The sequence below is a fragment of the Corynebacterium sp. H113 genome (genome assembly GCF_037572315.1).
In the GTDB taxonomy this organism is placed as follows: Bacteria; Actinomycetota; Actinomycetes; order Mycobacteriales; family Mycobacteriaceae; genus Corynebacterium.
The window spans coordinates 1,112,431-1,131,700 of sequence record NZ_JBBHKZ010000002.1; the positions used below are offsets into that span (position 1 = coordinate 1,112,431).

The 19,270-nt window shown below is 56.8% G+C and carries 17 protein-coding genes; 13 read left to right on the top strand and 4 right to left on the bottom strand.

Features of this window, described 5'->3' with window-relative positions; genetic code table 11:
• Positions 1 to 7 precede the first annotated feature (7 nt).
• The 3 genes from cbiE to WG938_RS06220 are packed head-to-tail and all read left to right on the top strand — an operon-like array spanning position 8 to position 2,808.
• Positions 8 to 1,243 carry a precorrin-6y C5,15-methyltransferase (decarboxylating) subunit CbiE gene (gene cbiE / locus WG938_RS06210; RefSeq protein WP_339978555.1) on the top strand — a complete coding sequence of 412 codons (1,236 nt, stop codon included), beginning with the start codon at positions 8 to 10 and terminating at the stop codon, positions 1,241 to 1,243.
• A 60-nt stretch (positions 1,244 to 1,303) separates the two neighbouring features.
• Complete coding sequence (gene cobM, locus WG938_RS06215) at positions 1,304 to 2,077, top strand: precorrin-4 C(11)-methyltransferase (RefSeq protein ID WP_339978557.1); 774 nt, start codon at positions 1,304 to 1,306, stop codon at positions 2,075 to 2,077.
• On the top strand, positions 2,065 to 2,808 hold the full coding sequence (locus WG938_RS06220; protein WP_339978559.1) for a cobalt-precorrin-6A reductase: 744 nt from the start codon (positions 2,065 to 2,067) through the stop codon (positions 2,806 to 2,808). Before cobM ends, WG938_RS06220 begins: the two co-directional genes overlap by 13 nt.
• 27 nt (positions 2,809 to 2,835) lie before the next feature.
• Here WG938_RS06220 and cobJ read toward each other — a convergent pair whose 3' ends face one another.
• The 3 genes from cobJ to WG938_RS06235 are packed head-to-tail and all read right to left on the bottom strand — an operon-like array spanning position 2,836 to position 6,360.
• Positions 2,836 to 4,488: a precorrin-3B C(17)-methyltransferase gene (gene cobJ / locus WG938_RS06225; RefSeq protein ID WP_445292886.1), complete on the bottom strand. Its 1,653-nt coding sequence runs from the start codon at positions 4,486 to 4,488 to the stop codon at positions 2,836 to 2,838.
• On the bottom strand, positions 4,440 to 5,105 hold the full coding sequence (locus tag WG938_RS06230) for a precorrin-8X methylmutase (protein WP_339978562.1): 666 nt from the start codon (positions 5,103 to 5,105) through the stop codon (positions 4,440 to 4,442). Before WG938_RS06230 ends, cobJ begins: the two co-directional genes overlap by 49 nt.
• Positions 5,106 to 5,139: 34 nt before the next feature.
• A complete protein-coding gene (locus WG938_RS06235; RefSeq protein ID WP_339978563.1) occupies positions 5,140 to 6,360 on the bottom strand; it encodes a precorrin-3B synthase in 1,221 nt (406 codons plus the stop codon).
• Positions 6,361 to 6,554: 194 nt separating this feature from the next.
• Between WG938_RS06235 and WG938_RS06240 the strand changes: the two genes are divergently transcribed.
• The 5 genes from WG938_RS06240 (at position 6,555) to WG938_RS06260 (ending at position 15,017) form a co-directional block, all read left to right on the top strand.
• The gene (locus tag WG938_RS06240; RefSeq protein ID WP_339978564.1) at positions 6,555 to 7,994 is read left to right on the top strand and encodes a lipase family protein; all 1,440 of its coding nucleotides are present in this window, start codon (positions 6,555 to 6,557) and stop codon (positions 7,992 to 7,994) included.
• Between the two features lie 185 nt (positions 7,995 to 8,179).
• Positions 8,180 to 11,818 (top strand): cobaltochelatase subunit CobN, encoded by a 3,639-nt coding sequence (cobN, locus tag WG938_RS06245; protein ID WP_339978565.1) that lies wholly within the window; start codon positions 8,180 to 8,182, stop codon positions 11,816 to 11,818.
• 75 nt (positions 11,819 to 11,893) lie between these two features.
• The gene (locus WG938_RS06250; RefSeq protein WP_339978566.1) at positions 11,894 to 12,565 is read left to right on the top strand and encodes an FxsA family protein; all 672 of its coding nucleotides are present in this window, start codon (positions 11,894 to 11,896) and stop codon (positions 12,563 to 12,565) included.
• A 9-nt stretch (positions 12,566 to 12,574) separates the two neighbouring features.
• Positions 12,575 to 14,161 carry an apolipoprotein N-acyltransferase gene (lnt, locus tag WG938_RS06255; protein WP_445292887.1) on the top strand — a complete coding sequence of 529 codons (1,587 nt, stop codon included), beginning with the start codon at positions 12,575 to 12,577 and terminating at the stop codon, positions 14,159 to 14,161.
• A 22-nt stretch (positions 14,162 to 14,183) separates the two neighbouring features.
• Positions 14,184 to 15,017 (top strand): polyprenol monophosphomannose synthase, encoded by an 834-nt coding sequence (locus WG938_RS06260; protein WP_339978570.1) that lies wholly within the window; start codon positions 14,184 to 14,186, stop codon positions 15,015 to 15,017.
• A 126-nt stretch (positions 15,018 to 15,143) separates the two neighbouring features.
• Here WG938_RS06260 and WG938_RS06265 read toward each other — a convergent pair whose 3' ends face one another.
• A complete protein-coding gene (locus WG938_RS06265) occupies positions 15,144 to 15,536 on the bottom strand; it encodes an RNA polymerase-binding protein RbpA (protein WP_339978573.1) in 393 nt (130 codons plus the stop codon).
• A 79-nt stretch (positions 15,537 to 15,615) separates the two neighbouring features.
• Between WG938_RS06265 and WG938_RS06270 the strand changes: the two genes are divergently transcribed.
• From WG938_RS06270 to WG938_RS06290, 5 genes are all read left to right on the top strand, one after another.
• Complete coding sequence (locus WG938_RS06270; protein WP_339978575.1) at positions 15,616 to 15,948, top strand: hypothetical protein; 333 nt, start codon at positions 15,616 to 15,618, stop codon at positions 15,946 to 15,948.
• An 85-nt stretch (positions 15,949 to 16,033) separates the two neighbouring features.
• Positions 16,034 to 16,735: a YceI family protein gene (locus WG938_RS06275; RefSeq protein ID WP_339978577.1), complete on the top strand. Its 702-nt coding sequence runs from the start codon at positions 16,034 to 16,036 to the stop codon at positions 16,733 to 16,735.
• A gap of 68 nt (positions 16,736 to 16,803) precedes the next feature.
• A complete protein-coding gene (locus WG938_RS06280; RefSeq protein WP_339978579.1) occupies positions 16,804 to 17,052 on the top strand; it encodes a hypothetical protein in 249 nt (82 codons plus the stop codon).
• 361 nt (positions 17,053 to 17,413) lie between these two features.
• Entirely contained in the window at positions 17,414 to 18,178 is a 765-nt protein-coding gene (aqpZ, locus tag WG938_RS06285; RefSeq protein ID WP_339978581.1) for an aquaporin Z, read from the top strand.
• A gap of 172 nt (positions 18,179 to 18,350) precedes the next feature.
• Positions 18,351 to 19,247: a CPBP family intramembrane glutamic endopeptidase gene (locus tag WG938_RS06290; RefSeq protein WP_339978583.1), complete on the top strand. Its 897-nt coding sequence runs from the start codon at positions 18,351 to 18,353 to the stop codon at positions 19,245 to 19,247.
• Positions 19,248 to 19,270: the final 23 nt, after the last annotated feature.

Here is a 19,270-nt window from a genome sequence, read left to right on the forward strand (position 1 = left end):
TCAATACATGACAGACCCAGGATTTACATCCACAATTCCCGTCGTCGGCATCGGCTGCGACGGATGGCAGGGGCTCAGCCCCCACGCGCAGGCTGCGCTTACCTCGGCGAAACGTATCCATGGTTCGCCTCGTCAGCTGTCTTTGCTTGACGACGTTCCCGAGATCAGTGCACAACTCCTACCGTGGCCAGAAAAGTTTTGGGCCAATTGGGATGACGTACTCGCGCCGTTCGTCCCCGGTGAGGATTGCGTCGTCGCCAGTGGTGATCCCATGTTCCATGGCATCGGCACGTCGCTGGTCCGAGAACTCGGTGCACACGCCATTACCGTTATTCCGGCACCGTCGTCAGTGTCGCTTGCTTGCGCTCGGCTTGGTTGGGCTCTCAATAGCACTCCGTTGATTTCGCTGGTGACGGCACCAGCTGGTCTTGCAGGTGCTGCCGAAGTAGTGCCAGTTGCTGACTCCGGGCAGCGTTTCCTGGTGTTGTGTCGAAATGCTGCTTCGGTCGCTGACATCGCCCGTGTGCTGGGCGACCGACCAGACACCACACTCACCGCGTTAACTAATCTCGGCGGTCTACCGGGCACAGACCTGGCTGAAGTCATCGTGACTGGTACCGTCGCCGATCCTCCGGTTCCAGCTGGAGACTTGACCGTCCTGGCCGTTGAACCACGCGGAGCACGTCGTGGTTGGCTCCGCGATACTGATTTCGACACCGATGGTCAGCTCACCAAATCGCCCATCCGAGAACTGTCTGTGACGGCATTAAACCCGCAGCCAGGCGCACTCCTGTGGGACATCGGTGGTGGCACCGGCTCCATCAGTATCGAGTGGGCTCGCCATGGCGGTCGGGCCATCACGTTCGAACGCAGCCAAGAACGCGCGACGCGTATTCAAGGCAACGTCGACAAGCTCTCCGGCAGAGTACAGGTCATCTGTGGTTCGGCTCCTGAGGTCTTGAGTGCTAGCGATCTGGGACCAGCACCTGATGCCATCTTCATTGGTGGTGGACTGACCGCTGACGGCATGATTGACGCATGCGTCGCAGCTCTCGCGCCGGGCGGCACGCTCGTGGCAAACACGGTCACTATTGAGTCAGAAGCGGTGCTGTGGGCGTCGCAACGTCGTTTCGGTGGCACCGTGACTCGACTGAGTGTGGAACGCGCTGGTGAGGTCGGTAAATTCACAGCGTGGAGGCCAGCACTTCCTGTCGTGCAATGGGTGCTGACGAAGCCATCCTGAGCGCGGCTAGAATTGCCGATTGTCGTTCGAAAATAGAAAACATCACAAAGGGGAACACACGTGACCGTCTATTTCATTGGTGCTGGTCCAGGTGCAGAGGATCTGCTGACTCTGCGAGCTGATCGGCTCATTCGGTCATGCCCGGTGTGCTTGTATGCGGGCAGCATTGTGCCACCTGAGGTTTTAGCGAATTGTCCTGCCGACGCGGAGGTGATCAATACTGCGCGCATGCCGTTGGATGACATCATCGCGGTGATCACCAAAGCTCATGCGGAAGGCAAGGATGTCGCTCGTCTGCAGTCCGGCGATCCATCAGTGTGGTCGGCGCTAGCGGAACAGGCACGACGCTTGACCGCCGCGGGAGTTGACTATGAAATCGTTCCAGGTGTCGCCTCGTTTTCGGCAGCAGCTGCAGCCCTTGGCCATGAGCTGACGGTGCCAACAGTCGGGCAGTCCGTGATTCTGACGCGTGTGTCAGGTCGGGCATCCAAGATGCCGGTGGGGGAGACCCTAGACAACTTCGGTCGCACTGGCGCAACGTTGTGCATCCACCTGGCGGCACATGACATTGACCGTGTCGTCGCAGAATTGACCCCCAACTACGGCGATGACTGCCCAGTTGCCGTCGTTGCTTTTGCATCTCGCCCAGAACAAGTCGTCCTCCGTGGCACGCTGCGGGATATCGCGACACAGGTCAAGGATGCAGGCGTGACTCGCACCGCTGTGATTATTGTAGGGAAAGTACTCGGAGCTGACGCGTTCCCTGATAGCTACTTGTACAGCGATGATCGACCACGAGATGAACACGGAAGGACCATTCCATGCGCGCACTAATTCTCGGTGGCACGGGCGAAGCCCGAGCACTCGCCTCCAAGTTGGTGCAGGCGGGATGGCACGTCACATCGTCGCTTGCGGGTCGGGTGTCAGAACCAAAGCTGCCAGAAGGCAATGTGCGCATTGGCGGTTTCGGTGGTCCAGCTGGTTTGGCAAAGTGGCTTCTTGCCGATGCCACTGAGGTCATCATCGATGCCACTCATCCCTTCGCAGAACGTATCAGCGAATCAGCAGCCGAAGCTGCTCGGGCCACAGGCATTCCGCTGGTCGCGCTGCATCGACCTGCATGGGATGAGGTTCGTGGCGATCAGTGGCTGCACGTCGCCAACATGCAGGAGGCAGCGGAGCTGGTCCGCCGCCGATTCCGCGCGCCGTTTTTGACCATTGGACGTCAGCAACTTGCCCATTTTGCAGATGACCGCGAGGGGCGTTACCTCATTCGGAGTGTCGAGACTCCATCTGGGCCGCTTCCGCGCAACCGGCGGATCGTACTGTCCCGAGGTCCGTTCGATGTACCTAGTGAGCGGAAAATCATGCGGGATTACGCTGTGGACTGCGTCGTCACGAAGAATTCCGGTGGGCCACAGACGTACGCGAAGATTGAGGCAGCGCGCGATCTGAAGAAGCCTGTCGTAATCGTGGATCGCCCAGCTTTGCCTGGAGCAGACATCGCCACCGTGACGCACACGGTGGACGATGCCTTCGATTACATCCGCCGGAATTTCATGTAGCTGCTGCCACGACGGCCTTAATTACGGCTACAGCAATGCACCTGTGCCGTTGGTACCGCCACCGGCATAATGTCGCGCAGTGTACACGCGCTCACTGCCATCGCCAGCGGTATAGCGCTGCGTGGACGAGGCACCGAAAATCAACATGGTTCGCATGTCCACGATGTCAGGATCAAAGTCACCCACAGTAGTGATGGTGACCTTCTCCTGATCCGACCCCACCGCACGCGCAACAATCACCGGAGTCTGCGGATCCTGATACTCAAGCATGATGTTCTTGACATCAACCACCTGCTGACGACGTGACTTCGACGCCGGGTTGTACACCGCAAACGCCATGTCCGCACCTGCCACCGCACGGATTCGCTTCTCGACGACGTCCCACGGCTTCAACCTATTTGACAGGCTAATCATCGCGTAGTCATGACCCAGTGGAGCACCGACTCGCGATGCCACAGCTTGCGCAGCGGTCATACCTGGGACGATACGAACGGGGATGTCACGCCAGGCGTCATCGTCAGCTGTCTCCAGAACAGCTGAGGCCATAGCGAATACTCCCGGATCACCAGAACTGACGACAACCACGCGCTTGCCGGCCTTCGCCAAATCCAAAGCCAGCGCCGATCGTTCAGCTTCCACCCGGTTATCTGACAAGTGCTTCGTCTGACCGGCGCGATCGGGAACTCGATTGACATACGTGGAGTAGCCAACGATATCCGTCGCAGCAGCCAACTCGGCTGAGACCTCTGGCGTCGTCCAACGCTCGGCGCCCGGGCCCAGCCCGACAACGACGACTTCACCGCGTGGGGCCTCATACGAAGACTCACCTGACGCATCATTATCCGCTGTATGGCTACCAGGACTGACAGTGTCGGCCTCATCCTGCGCCAAATACCCAGTACGCTGCGTGCCGACGACCGCCACCGAGAAATACGGCACTGCATCAGCGTCGACGTCGGCAAGCGCAGCTATCGACGAGCCGTCCATGGTCGCACGCACGACTACCTGTGCGCGATCAAGTTTTCCGGCTTCATCCAGAATGCTACGGATCTTTTCGACGTGACCGCCGAGCTTCATAATGACCAGACAATCAGCAGCCTGCGCCGCAGCCAGCAATTGGCCGCGATCTGCGGTTGCTGGCAGAACGGTCAAAATGTCGGTGGCTTCTGCCAGCGGGTGGCGCAGCTCCGCGGCAGCAGCTGAGACGCTGGAAATACCCGGCACGATGTGTGCAGGGAACTCCGTTTCTAACGCACGGTGAAGATGCTGGTAGGAGCTGTACAACATGGGATCACCCAGGGACAGCACAGCAACGCTGCGCCCGGCGCGCAAATGTTCTGCCAGCCGCTGGGTGGCCTCTGTATAGAACGCTGCCATGCGCTCTGCATAATCTGCTGAGCCACCGGTCGTCACAGGGTAGCGAAGGAGTTCTTCAATCGCTGGGGTGTCGCGGGAATCAAGGAGGTCGCCGGCGATCTTTCGTGCAGTAGATCGACCATGCGTACCGGCGTGATATACAACCACATCAGCGTGACGAATAATCGAGGCACCGCGCAGGGTAATCAGCTCGGGGTCGCCAGGCCCCAATCCCACTCCGTACAGGTGACCAGCAATGACGGAGGCGTGATCGGTCACTTCAGGATCTCCTGCTTCGTAGCCAATGCGTTGATAGCTGCACATGTGATAGCCGAGCCGCCACGACGGCCAGTCACCGTGAGGTAATTCAACTCAGGCAGATGGTCAGGCCATTCGGCAGCAACATCGATGGTCGCTTGCTTCGACTCTGCTGCGCCAACGAATCCGACCGGGATCGCAAGAATCGCAGCGGGCATCGGCAGCTTTCCTTCGCGCAAGCGATCGAGCAGGTGGAACAGGGCGGTAGGGGCATTACCAATGGCGACGACAGCGCCTTCTAGCTGATCGCCCCACAGATCAACAGCAGCCGCAGTTCGCGTGGTGCCAAGCTCGGCAGCGAGCGCTGGCGTGCGCTCGTCGGCAAGCGTGCAAATGACATCGTTGTTTGCCGGCAGTCGACGGCGGGTGATGCCTGCCTTGATCATGTTGACATCGGTAAAGATGGGCTTTCCAGCATCAAGTGCGTCACGAGCAGCGCTTACCAGATTCGGAGAAAAGACAATGTCCTGCGCCAAATCCGTCTGACCGGCAGCATGGATCATGCGAACCGCAACTACCTCTTCATCAGGGCTAAACGCCGAGAGGTCAGACTCAGCGCGAATAATGGAAAAGGAGTTGCGGTAAATCTCCGCACCATCCGTGATGTACTCGAAGCTACTCATGGAATTGAGAGTAGCCGAAAGCTCAACGCCGTAATCAGTCGACCGAGGTCACGTCATACTCGCCATCGCCGGTGGCCAGGTAGTCAAAGTAGCCACCTTTCGGACGCCCACACCTGCGCTCACAACCAGAGAAGTGAACCCGACCATCCGGGAGCTTTCCGGCGGCGATTGCATGCGCCGCGTCGCCGCGCGTATCAGCCAACGACTTCTCGCAACCTGGACGGCCAGTGCATGCCGTGACCTTGAGCCACGAGGACTTCCGATCGAAGATCAACCCATTGGGGGCCATCACTCGAACGACCTGCTCAGCGACCTCTTCCTGCAGGTCATGCATGATGAGCGAATACCACGGAGTGACATGCACCGTCGTCTGAGTCTGTGCAATCGCACGAGCCAGGCGCGCAGGCAAAATACCGAATCGCAGGCCTGCAGCAAGGCTAATCAAGCCATCTGGCTGTTCAATCCATCCCACGGGCTTCTCCGGACGCCCCGCCGGCGAGAAATCCGCCAATGTCGACGGTTCACGCCACTGAGCGCCGTCGCCAAGCGCATCCACAACTGCGCCCGCGAGATCGACCGTCGCATCAGCCTCAGCGACCCGCCACGCAGTTCCTCGTTGCTGCGCCCATTGACGGGTCGCCTCCATCACTGCATCGACCGCATGTTCTTGCGTTACGACGACACCGGATGCAACACCGCCAATAATGAGCTCGACTTCGTCGTCTCCTAGAGCGACGAGCCCCAGGTCCGGGGCTTCTGCAAGCACATCGCCGCGGCCATCGTCGAACGCAAACAAGGTTCGTCCAGGCAGGGAGGCGAGTGACTCGTCTGCGCACAATGCCGCATCGAAATCCTTGACCATTTGCGAGACATCCGCGCGACCGCCGACTCGGCCAGTCATGGGCGACTGAAGGATATTGCGGACTCGATCGTGGCTTGGATACGGAACGAGCTTTTCTTCTGCAGCAGCGTCCGCGAAACCACTGGCATTGCGAATACCGCGGATCTGCAGGTTTCCACGAGACGTGAAGTGAATATCGCCATCACCGAAGTTGTCCGCCAGGTCTGCTAGCACGGCAAAGCCTGGTGCGGGAAGCAGACCACCAGGGAAGCGGAGTCGGCCAATTGCACCGTCAGCAGCGATGTGGACGCGACGCGAACCCGGGCAACCGTCGACACGGTCGCGCTGTCCTGGTTGGGCCTCAGAAATGTCATCGGCGTCGGACTGAGAAGGCTGGCCATTAAGGGTGTTCATACTTCAATCATACGTTGGAAAACAGGGGATTTTCCGGAGGTGAGCACCACCGACTTACGAAACCCGTCGGTTCTGAAACACGCGGAAGTGAATCAAATGCACCATTTTCTGGGAATTTTCACAAAACTAACTAAAAGCCACACTTTCGGTGTTAAACAGTTACAAACATATTTTGATTTCGGTAGGTGAGTGACATGAAGAGAATTCCCCGCACAATCGTGGCCATAGGCGTTGCGGCTGCCTGCGTTGTCTCAGGCAACCCAGCGCTTGCGACTCCGCTGACAGTTCCTGGTTTGCCGGCCCCGGCATTGCCAGCAGAACTTCCAACTGAGCTGCCGTCGGCAACTGCACCAACGGACACGCAGCAGGCTCCAACGACGCCAGACCCACGCTGGACGACGATCACGCCAGGAGGCATGGGAGACTTCCCGCTCAAACCCACCCGTGATGCCAACGCTGGGCAAGTTGTCAGCTCTGAAGATGTCGAGCTCATGGCCACAAATGCGCTATGGCAGTCCACAGCGAAACGCTTCGACTACTCATCGACCGACTCCATGGGGCGCGCTAGTGTAGATCGCGCACTCTACATCGAACCAACGGCCCCATGGCGTGGCGACGGCCCTCGTCCGCTTGTCGCCATCGCGCCGGGTACGCAGGGAACAGGCACATACTGTGATCCATCACAGTCCACTGTTGCAGGCCCAACATTCCACACGAATCCACCAGACATTGTGGTTCCGTACGAAACCATTCCTATTGCAGTTCATTTGTCGCAAGGTGCAGCCGTCGTCATCATCGACCACCACCGAAATCCAGAAACAGGCGCCCAGGAGTATGTAGACAACATCTCATCTGGCCAGTCTCTTCTCGACGCTGCTGAGGCCACCCAAGATTTTGGCGTTGATCCAGCCGCTCCAATTGCGACATACGGCTACTCGCAGGGTGGCTCAGCCTCCGGTGCCGCAGCACAGATGGCCGGATACTATGCTCCGCATTTGAATATCGCAGTCAACGCTGTAGGTGGACCACCGTCGGATCTTATGGATGTGCTGGACACCGTTGAAGGTGGCATGTTGGCAGGCGTGCTCGGCTTCGCCATTGATGGGCTGCTTTCCAAGGATCCGGAGCTACGTGACCACATCTACGAAAGCGAAATGTCAGAAACTGGTCGTGAGGTGGTCACCAAGAATAACTCCGGCTGTATGGGTAATGCCATCCTGACCACGGGTTTCCGCTCCACCTCTGAGTTGACGAAGTCAGGTGAAACTCTCAAGCAGATCATTGAAAAGTACCCACCGATCGTTGAAGAGATTAAGCGCCAGAAGCTCGGTCACACCGCGCCAACCGCGCCGACACTTGTGTGGGGTGGCATTGGCGACGATGTCATTCCAATCGGCCAGATTCGTCGCCTTCGGGACGATTGGATCGCAGCCGGTGGAGATATTCACTACTTCGAGAATGAGGTGCCACCAATCCCAGGCAATCTCGGCATTGGGCACGCGTTGCCGATGCTCGCGCACATCGACTACATTGCACAGTTCATTTGGAGCGAACTCGATCCGCACGGAAGCCGATTCGCAAATGTAGTACCACCAGAGATCAATGCTTCGGCGCTGACCAACCGAGCTAGCTAAACCCACTAGCGGTAGGATGAACTCTACTTTTGTTAAGAGTTCATCCTTTTTCTTTGTTTATTTCTCGGGTCGGGGAAACCGGTGCAAGTCCGGGCGGTCGCGCCACTGTGATAGTCAGACCTTCGAGTCGAGAATGCGGCACCAATGTTTGGGGCGCGTAGTTCCCCAGAAAGGTCTGGCCACCAGTGATTCTCCTGCTGTCCACGTCTGACACCGATCTCTTGTGCGCTCGCAGCGCAACCCAGAAGTCAACAGACGTTGAGTTCCGATGGGCGAACCCAACCCGGCTTTTGGACGGCGATCTTCAAGTTCTCGCAGACGGAGCCGATATCGCCGTCGTTCGTCTGCTGGGTGGTCGCCGTGCGTGGGAAGAGGGCATCGATTGGCTCGTCAATTCGGGAATTCCGACAGTGCTCGTGTCCGGCGAGCAAGCCCCTGACGCTGAGTTGACGGAGTACTCGACTGTCCCAGCAAACGTTGCGACGACCGCGCATACGTATCTCGCCGAAGGCGGCACATCTAACTTCGTGGAGCTGCACAACTTCCTATCAGACACGCTCCTACTCACTGGTTTTGGTTTTGGTGAGCCAACGCGGATGCCGACGTGGGGCTTCTTGGATCGAACAGCAGCGCCACTGCCGGATGATGCTCCGACCATCGGTGTCGTGTACTACCGCGCCCAGCATTTGGCCGGTAACACTAACTATGTCGAGCTGTTGTGCCAGGCCATCGAAGCCAGGGGAGCAGCGGTCAAGCCGATTTTCGCTGCTTCCTTGCGTACTGCTGGAGACGACCTGCTCGCGGAACTCAGCACCTGTGATGTGTTGATCACGACGGTCCTCGCAGCAGGTGGCACCCGTCCGGCAACTGCGCAGGCTGGTGAGCAAGACGAATCATGGGACGTGGCCGCACTCGCACAACTCGATGTGCCTATCATCCAGGGCCTCGCGCTGACGTCACCGCGCGCTGCTTGGGAAGAAAACGATGAAGGCCTTACGCCTTTGGACGTCGCCACGCAGATCGCGGTGCCGGAGTTTGATGGCCGTATCATCACGGTTCCTTTTTCGTTCAAGGAAATCGACGATGACAATCTGATCGCGTACGTTGCAGACCCGGAGCGGTGTGCTCGTCTAGCAGGCATTGCGGTTCGCCATGCTGCGCTGCGCCATAAGGCTAATGCCGATAAGCATGTCGCCGTGATGTTGTCGGCGTACCCAACCAAGCATGCGCGTATTGGTAATGCTGTCGGATTGGATACACCGGCGTCGACTCTGCGGGTGCTTCATGCGCTCGCGGATGCTGGTTATGATCTGGGAGATACCACTCAGATTCCAGGATATGCATCCGCTGCAGATGGCTCCGACGAACCTGACGCATTCATGCACGCCATCATCGATGCCGGCGGCCAGGATCCAGATTGGCTGACCGAAGAAGTCATGGAAGCCAATCCGCTGCGGCTGCCAGCAGCGACGTACCAGACACACTTCAATACGTTGCCCGCCGATTTGCGCGACGACATGGTCGAGCATTGGGGACAAGCACCAGGGCAGCTGTACGTCAACCCGAACACGAGTGACATCTATATTGCGGGACTGCGTTTCGGCAATGTCGTCGTCATGGTTCAGCCACCACGTGGCTTCGGCGACAATCCAGTGGGGATTTACCATGATCCAGATTTGCCTCCGACGCACCATTACTTGGCGTGCTACCACTGGATCGCCCTGGCTGAGGCCAATGGTGGTTTCGGCGCCGACGCGGTTATACACATGGGCAAGCACGGCAACATGGAATGGTTGCCAGGCAAGACAGCTGGACTATCGGCTTCGTGTGGCCCGGATCAGGCTATTGGCGAGTTGCCACTGATCTACCCATTCCTCGTCAATGACCCAGGTGAAGGTACGCAAGCGAAGCGACGCGCCCATGCAACGCTTGTCGATCACTTGATCCCACCTATGGCGCGCGCTGAATCGTACGGCGATATCACGCGTTTGGAACAGCTTCTCGACGAACACCAGAACATTTCCGCGATGGATCCGGCGAAACTGCCGGCAATTCGACAGGAAATCTGGACGCTATTGTCGGCAGCGAAGATGGACCAGGATCTTGGTTGGGACCAGCGCCCAGACGAAGATGTCTTTGATGACATGCTTATGCATGTTGACGGATGGCTCTGCGAGATCAAGGACGTGGCTATCCGCGGTGGCCTGCACATTCTTGGAGCTGCGCCAACTGGCGAGCAGCTCGTAGGCACGGTCGCCACAATGCTGCGCGCCCGCCAGCTGTGGGGTGGAGAGCACACATTGCCGGGCCTTCGCGAAGCTCTAGGCCTTCTCGAAGACGGCTCCGATTCCCGTGATCACCTCGATAACGTCGATGCGATTGCCACGGCACTGGTTGCAGCTCTCGTCAACAATCCAGCAGCTAATCTCGACGAGCTCGCTAGCCGTGCCATCGCCGAAACCTCTAAGCATGCATCGACGCAGGCTGACGTTGCGACCATCGTCAAGCTTCTCGAGTTCACACGCGATGAAATTCTGCCACGTCTGGCGCGGACGGATCAGGAGATTCCTATGATCTTGCATGCGCTGAATGGTGGTTTTGTTCCTGCGGGACCATCGGGGTCGCCACTGCGCGGTCTGGTTAATACGTTGCCGACCGCCCGAAACTTCTATTCGGTCGATCCGAAGGCGATTCCATCACGACTGGCATGGGAGACGGGCCAGAATCTCGCAGATGGTCTCATCGAGCGTTACCTCGCTGACCACGACGGCGAGTACCCGAAGTCTGTCGGTTTGTCGGTATGGGGCACCTCGGCGATGCGTACTTCCGGCGATGACATCGCGGAAGTACTTGCGCTGATGGGTGTGCGTCCACAGTGGGATGAAGCATCGCGCCGCATTGTCGGCCTCGAAGTCATTTCGATCGAAGAACTCGGTCGCCCCCGCATCGATGTCACTGTCCGCATTTCTGGCTTCTTCCGGGACGCATTCCCGCATGTCATCGCGCTTCTCGACGACGCCGTGCAGCTCGTTGCCGCACTCGACGAATCGGATGCCGACAACTACGTCCGCGCTCATGCTCGCGCAGACAAGCAGGAAAAGCCACGTCGTATCTTCGGCTCCAAGCCAGGCACGTACGGAGCGGGATTGCTACAGCTAATCGACTCTGGTTCTTGGCGTGACGACGCCGACCTCGCCGAGGTCTACACCACGTGGGGCGGGTATGCGTATGGTCGCAACGTGGATGGTGTTCCCGCCGCTGACGATATGCGCACTGCCTACCGACGCATCCAAGTTGCAGCGAAGAACGCCGACACTCGCGAGCACGATATCGCCGACTCGGACGATTACTTCCAGTTCCACGGCGGTATGGTGGCGACCGTTCGTGCGCTGACTGGTAACGATCCGGACGCGTACATTGGCGATTCAACGCGCCCAGATTCAGTTCGTACCCGAACGCTGCACGAAGAAACTCGTCGCGTTTTCCGCGCCCGAGTTGTGAATCCGCGCTGGATGGCTGCGATGCGTTCGCATGGTTACAAGGGTGCGTTCGAAATGGCTGCGACCGTCGATTATCTCTTCGGCTACGACGCAACCACGGGTGTCATGGATGATTGGATGTACGAAACACTGACGGATACGTACGTTGCGGACAAGGAAAATCGCGAATTCTTCGATGCTTCGAATCCATGGGCGCTGCATGATATCTCGGAACGACTGCTGGAAGCCGCTGACCGAAAGCTGTGGGAAAATCCGGACCAAGAACGACTCGATATCCTTCGCCAAGCGTTCCTGGAAACCGAAGGCGACCTGGAAGATCGCTAGGCGCTAGAACCGCACGCTGCGACCTGCGTGCGCGTCAGGATCAATGAATCCGGGCAGGGCAGTAGGGTGAGCACTATGTCATCCTTTCTAAAAGTCGCCTACGTGGTCATTGAGATCGTGGCTTTTATTGCCGTGGCTCAGTGGCTGGGGTGGGGCTGGGCTTTTGTTGCCTTGCTCGGATTGTTCATTGTCGGCACGGCTATCTCTGCTTTTGAGATGAAGCGTGTCACCGAACGTGCCTTGACTCAGCAGATGCACGAAGGTCAGGCCATTATTGAGGGTCGCGCCGAAGCTGATCCCGAACGTGCTATCTCTCGCGCTGGCACCGTGATGGCTGATTCAGCGATGCTCATCGTCGGCTCTGTTTTGATGGCCATCCCCGGATTCGTCACATCAATCTTGGGGTTGTTCCTTATTCTTCCGCCTACTCGCTGGGTATTGCGCAAGGTCGGCAGCATGGCAATGCTGAAGTGGTTCACCAAGATTGGTAACGAATCGTTGTTCAAGGTTCAACAGTACGGTGTCCGTTACCCAGAAGGCTTCAACAACGGATCGCCACAAGACGGCTCTGGTGCGCCGGGGACTTCACGCCCCGCAGACGTTATCGATGAGATGTCAGACGAAGAATTCTTCAAGAATTTCGTGGTTCCCGATGATGCCCGCGAGCTCACTGATCCGACCCCAGATTCTGACGACGAGTCTGACGAATCTGGCTCATACGACCCATCTGACAAGCCGAAAGACTAACTAACTCGAATGTGGAAGGTGAACATCCTCAGGCTTGGCGCTGCCATTGCTGCAGGCGTTGCGCAATTCTTGTCGTATCAGCCTATTGGCCTGTGGTGGGCTGGGTGGTGTGCAGCTGCACTACTGATTGCTGCATTGTTGCCAGCTGCCCAGCCAACCCACGACAGCGAGAACGACCAGCATAATTATTCCCAGCAGCTTATCCGCCCCCGATGGTGGATAATTCTCCTCGTTGGTTTTCTGTGGTCAGCAGCCACAGCGTTGACATCTCTGCCATGGATCGCATCGTTTGTCGGTAATCTTCCGTGGCTTGCGTTGGCAGTTCTTCTCGGCCTTCTTGCCATCCCCACGTCGTTTGGTATCGCCTGGATTCTTGCTTCACGGCTTCCGATGACGCTCCGCCTCGTAGGAGCTGCAGCTTGGATTACCGCCATTGAAGCTGTTCTGTCGTATTGGCCTTTCGGAGGTTTTCCGTGGCTTCGTCTTGCGTGGGGGCAGATCGGTGGTCCGCTCCAGAACTTGGCGGTCGCCGGCGGCGCTCCAATTGTCAGCCTTGCTACCGCATTGCTTGGTGGTGCCGTGGTGGCCTTGGCTTTACGACGATTCCGTGCAGCAGCAAGCCTCACTATCGCAGTCGCCTTGGCAGCGATCGTCGTAACGCCATTTGTATCTGGGGAAGGGGATAGCGAGCGGCGCACTGTGCGCGTCGCGGCTGTGCAGGGAAATGTTCCTCGGTTGGGGTTGGATTTCAATGCGCAGCGCTTGGCTGTCTTGGAAAACCATGTGCACGCTACGAAGATGTTGGCAGCACGGGTCAAGTCGGGTGAAGAACCGCAACCGGATGTTGTGCTGTGGCCTGAAAACTCCGCAGACGTCAGTCCTTTTGTGGACTATTCGGCGCAACGGCTTATCGATGACGCGGCGACGGCCATCAACGCCCCCATTGTCGTCGGTACTTTCACGTACGACCACGGCACGCAGAACACCATGATTGTGTGGGATCCGGAACTGGGTGCGGTGAGTGGGCCAGATGGTCGACACGAGAAGATCTATTTGCAGCCGTTTGGCGAGTACATGCCTCTGCGCGATCTCCTGCGGAACGTGACTGAACTGGTGGATCTCGCCGGTGACATGACTCCGGGTGCGGGAGACGGTGTCATTGTTGCCAATAGAGCCAAGATAGGTGTCGCTACGTGTTACGAAGTTGTTTTCGACCGTGCCTACCGGAATGCTGTGAACAATGGTGCAACACTGCTGGCCACACCGACAAACAATGCAACGTTCGGGTTCACTGATATGACGTACCAACAGCTTGCTATGAGCCGAATGCGTGCGATCGAGCATCAGCGTGCTGTCGTAGTATCCGCAACCAGTGGTGTCAGCGCCCTCGTGACTCTAGATGGCACGGTGCAGTCGGAGACTGAAATTTTCACTCAGGAAGTGTTGACTGCCACGTTGCCATTAAATACTGAGCGCACATTGGCTACTCGTTTTGGCGGGGTCATTGAGTGGTCAATCGCCGCGTGCGGTGTAGCCCTCCTCGTACTTTCAATACTGGGAACTTTCCGGCGTTCAGATAGAATGCCAGGGAAGTAGCACAACGTATAAGGAGCTTCAGGTGTCGCAACCAAGCGAGAGCACCCTCGTTATCATTCCAACGTTTAACGAGCGCGAAAACTTGCCAGGTGTTATTGCCCGCCTCCGGGAATCTGAACCAAACGTTCATGTCCTGGTTGTCGACGATTCGTCGCCAGACGGCACCGGCGATGTTGCAGATGACATTGCCGCGAAGGACACCGCAGTCAACGGGGTCGAGCGAATCTTCGTCATGCACCGCGAAGGCAAGGGTGGCCTCTGGGGTGCCTACCGCGCAGGCTTTGCATGGGGTTTGGAACGCGACTACCAGGTTCTCTGCGAGATGGATGCCGACGGTTCGCATGCTCCAGAACAGCTCCGATTGCTTCTCGCAGCAATCGACGAAGGCGCTGACCTGGTTATTGGTTCTCGCTACGTGCCAGGTGGCAAGACCGTGAACTGGCCAGTTTCTCGCCAGGTTCTGTCGCGTGGTGGCAACATCTACATTTCTATGGCCCTCGGCGCTGGCGTTTCCGACATCACCGCTGGTTACCGCGCGTACCGTCGTGAAGTTTTGGAAACACTGGATCTGGAGTCGATCGGCAAGGCTGCGTACCTGTTCCAGACCGAACTGGCGTGGCAGTCAGTCCAGGCTGGTTTTGATGTCCGTGAGGTGCCAATTACGTTCACCGAGCGTGAGCACGGCGAGTCGAAGATGGACGGCAGCTTCGTCAAGCAGTCGTTGGTTCAGGTCACGAAGTGGGGTGTCGTCCACCGTTACACCCAGGTCAGGGATATTGCGACGGAATTTGGCAAGCTCGGTGCGCACGAGGTCAAGACTCGTGTCCGCAATACTCGCAAGAAGTTTGGCAAGTAATAGGGCCATTCAGTACACAGGTCGCTGATACTCAGTATCTGTACTGAAAGTTGCCTACCAACACAATGAGGACCAGTAGCAATTGCTACTGGTCCTCATTCGTTTTGTATTTAGCTTGGCTAGCTTTTATTCTGCTGCTTTAGCCGCTTCTTCAGCTTCCTGCTGCTGCTTGAGCAAACGGGCAGCGTTACGACGACGCTTGCGCAGAAGATCAACACGCTCGTCCAAAAGAACATCGAGTTCTTCCAACGAACGGCGCTCGCGCAGCATATCCCAGTGGGTGCGAGGTGGCTTGACTGGCTTAGCTTCGGTACCTTCGCCTTCCAGAAGCTTGCCTACCTGGCCGTTCTTGCATAGCCATTCACCTGGGATTTCGGCATCGTTAGCAAACGGAACTTCGAAAACCTCGCCGCTCTCGGTCTGGTAACGAACCATGTTCCGCGGAGCCAGGTCATGGTCGCGGTCAGTTTCATAGGACACAGCGCCCATGCGGCTACCGCGCAAAACTCGATCTGCCATGTGGTGGTTGCCCCTCTTTCATTATCAGCTGACCCCCTATTATAACGTTGCACCTCACGACGTGCCATAATCGTCGCTAATGTCCCAGAAACCAGCTCCCTTGTGCACGCATTGTGGAAACGAGATCGCATATTCCGGGCGTGGCCGACGCCCAAAATTTTGCTCTCAGTCCTGCCGCCAACGCGCGTATGAAAAGCGTATCGGTGCGCGCCAACCTATCGCGCTGGACAATGCAGATCACGCCAAGCTAGGGCAGAAGCGTCTCGACCGTCTCAACGACGGACTATACGAGCTTCGATGCGCTGCCGAAGATGTCGAACTTGCAGCCCAAGAAGGAGCTGACCGCTCTGAAATCATTGAGCTGTGTCACGAGGTCGTCGCAAAGGCTCGTGCTGTGGAAAAGATGACCTAGACTAAAATAAACGGGCAGTGTGATGCAGGTTTTAACTCCGAATCCGACTTCATTAATAACAACGTAAAGGGATACTATGGTGGGTATGAATTCCGGCATGAAGAAATCCCTCATCACGTTGGTCGCAGTCGCGGTCGTAGCAATGGCTATCGTCATTGTCGGCCCCGTTATTTACCGCATTTTCACAGCAGAAGGTCCGCGCACCGGCGAGATCGATATGTCAGTCGCGGAACCAGCAACAACTGACCGAAATGGTACGTGGCATGTGGCCGCAGGCGATTACACAAACAACACTTCTGTGGGATTCACTTTTGCCGAACTTCTCCCAGGTAGCGAACGCGTGACATCCGGCTCCACGCATGATGTCACGGGTGAGTTCATCGTGAAGAATGATGAGCTTGTCGACGGTCAAGCAATCGTTGATATGACAACTTTGAGGTCGGATATTGAAAAGCGTGACATCAATGTCCGCATGAAGATCTTCAGCACGGATGTTTACCCGGAAGCGAAATTTGAGGTCGACGGCAAGACTGACCTTTCCGTCGTTCCTGATTCCGGCGAAGCTGTTGATATTAAGGTCCCAGGACGCCTGACCATTCGCGGCGTGACCAATGATGTCGAAGTGCCACTTAAAGTGATGCGATCCGCAGATAGGTTCATGATGTCGGGTAACTTGAAGATCAACAGGTTGGACTACAACGTGCGCACTCCAGACTTTGTCGCAGCTTCGGTTGATGAAGAAGGCGAAGTAAATTTGCGTTTCGTACTTACTAAGGACGAGCAGTAGCCAACCCTCAACTCCATTACATTTCGTCACAGTGACGAAATGATTGCGATTAGAAGGACAGTAGAAGAGTGACAGTTGAAGACAAGAATACGAATGTCTATGACAGCATGTTGCTCGCACGGAAATTCCGACTCGTCCTTTTGGTCGCTTTTTGCATTTTCATGGCCTACCAAAAGTTATGGATCTTGCTAGCGATCGGCGTAGCGCTCATCGTATTGACCCTGTGGCAAAACAAGCGACTCAAAGAAGAGATCGCCGTTCGCCAGGCCGAGATGGTCGCCGAAGCGTCAGCGGCAAAAACGCGCAATAAGAAGTAGTCGACTGAGTCGACCGTGCCAGCAAGGCGGCATACAGCCAATCCACATATCGCCAGGTAGTCGCGACCACTGCCGTTAATTGTCCGATAATATACATTATGACATTTCGCCGCGGGATCCCGCTCCCCATGTTTTACCGCACTGCCCGCCCAAAGCTTTTACGCTCATCGCTTGGCGCCAGTTGTCGCAATCGCCCGCGTTTTGACCGGCCGCCCCGCTGACATAATCGGTTGACACGCGTAACATGAGCAACACGCCTAACATCTCTCACATTTGTTTCAGCTTGTAAGAGGCTTAGACGTTATGTTTATAGAGTACGTTTAAACGTCAAGCGCCCAGACTTGGGCATTCAGGAGTTATCATGACACCACCGATGAGTAAGCGGCTGTGGGCCGAGTTCCTCGGTACATTCTGGCTGGTATTCGGCGGCTGTGGTTCGGCTGTATTGGCTGCAAAGGTAATGGCAGACAACACGGTCAATATGGGCATCGGCTTCGTAGGCGTTTCGCTCGCTTTCGGTCTGACCGTTGTCACTGGCGCATACGCACTAGGCCACATCTCGGGTGGCCACTTCAACCCTGCTGTGACCTTGGGCTGCGCCGTCGCAAAGCGCGTTGAATGGTCTGCAGTTGTTCCATACTGGATTACCCAGATCATTGGCGCCACTGTTGCTGGTGGCGTCTTGTACGTCATCGCATCCGGCAAGGAAGGCTTCGACGCTGTCGAATCCGGCTTCGCAACCAACGGCTACGGCGAACTGTCCCCAGACGGCTACTCGCTGATGGCTGTCGCAGTAACCGAAATTGTTCTCACTGCTGTGTTCCTGTGGGTCATCCTTGGCACCACTTCGAAGAAGGCTCCAGCTGGTTTCGCACCACTGGCAATCGGCCTTACCCTGACCCTCATTCACTTGATCTCAATTCCTGTATCGAATACCTCTGTCAACCCTGCTCGCTCACTGGGTGTTGCATGGTTCGCAGGCGGCGATCCGCTGGCTCAGGTGTGGCTGTTTATCCTGGCTCCTCTGGTAGGCGCTGCGATTGCAGGTATCTCCTACAACTTCCTTACTGGCGATGATGATCCAGAGCCGGCTGAAGCTGAGGCTCGCGTTGGCGCTGATCTGTAAGCGTCGCTAAGTTCCACGCACACGTGCTATTACGTAGCACCAACCCCGCTTTCCTCCTGGTGAGCGGGGTTTCTTCTATATCCTGGGTATTAGACACGGCAATTATCTGTTCGATGTTTCTGTGTGTCGTGAGTTGCGTATTTAGTAGTCAATTCCCAGAAAGCTGCAAGCCATGCGTACCGACGGCCTCACTATCGACCACCCCACCCAAGAAGTCACTAAAGAGCGCCCCGTCATCCGGCACCCGCTCATTCGACTGCTGCTTTTCGTTCTCTTGTTCCTCGCCTGCAACGCCGTGGCATTGATCCCGGCTATGCCTTTCCTCGAGAAGCTGTCGGAAACCGGAGAAGCAAGCGTATCCGTCGGGACAGCGATCATCGCAGCACTAGTCGCCTACTTTGTACTGGTCAGGTACATAGAAAAGCGACAACCGACTGAATTAACCGAGAAGATCCTCTCCGGAACCCTAGTCGGACTTCTCGCTGGTTTAGCACTGATTTCAGCGGTCGTCGGCATAGTGTGGCTCCTGAACGGCATCGAGTTTACGGGTACCCAAACTCCGACTGGCTGGGCAATGGTGTTGATCGTGACAGGATTTCAAGCTGGCATTATCGAAGAGATCATTACCCGTGGCGTTCTCTTTCGATTGATCGAAGAACTCTTGGGTTCGTGGGGATCAACTGCGCTCAGCGCATTCATCTTCGGTGCCTTGCACCTTGGCAATGACAACGCCACTTTCGCAAGCGCCATGTCGATTGCTGTCTCCGCCGGTCTCCTCTTTGCTGCTCTTTACATGCTCACCCGAAATTTGTGGGTCTGCATCGGCACACACTTTGCATGGAACGTCGCACAAGCATTGCTATTCGACATCGCAGTGTCAGGCAACGACCACTCTGGTTTCTTCGCATCTCATCCCGTCGGCAACGACCTGATTTCGGGCGGTGCGTTCGGTGTTGAAGCAAGTATTGTCACCCCGATTGTCGTCGGACTTGTAGCAGTCGCGCTATTTGTTCGCGCTGCACAGGTCGGAAATGTCGTTGCGCCGAAATGGATGCGAGCGAAAGCATGATGGCTCTGTACATATGGTGAAAC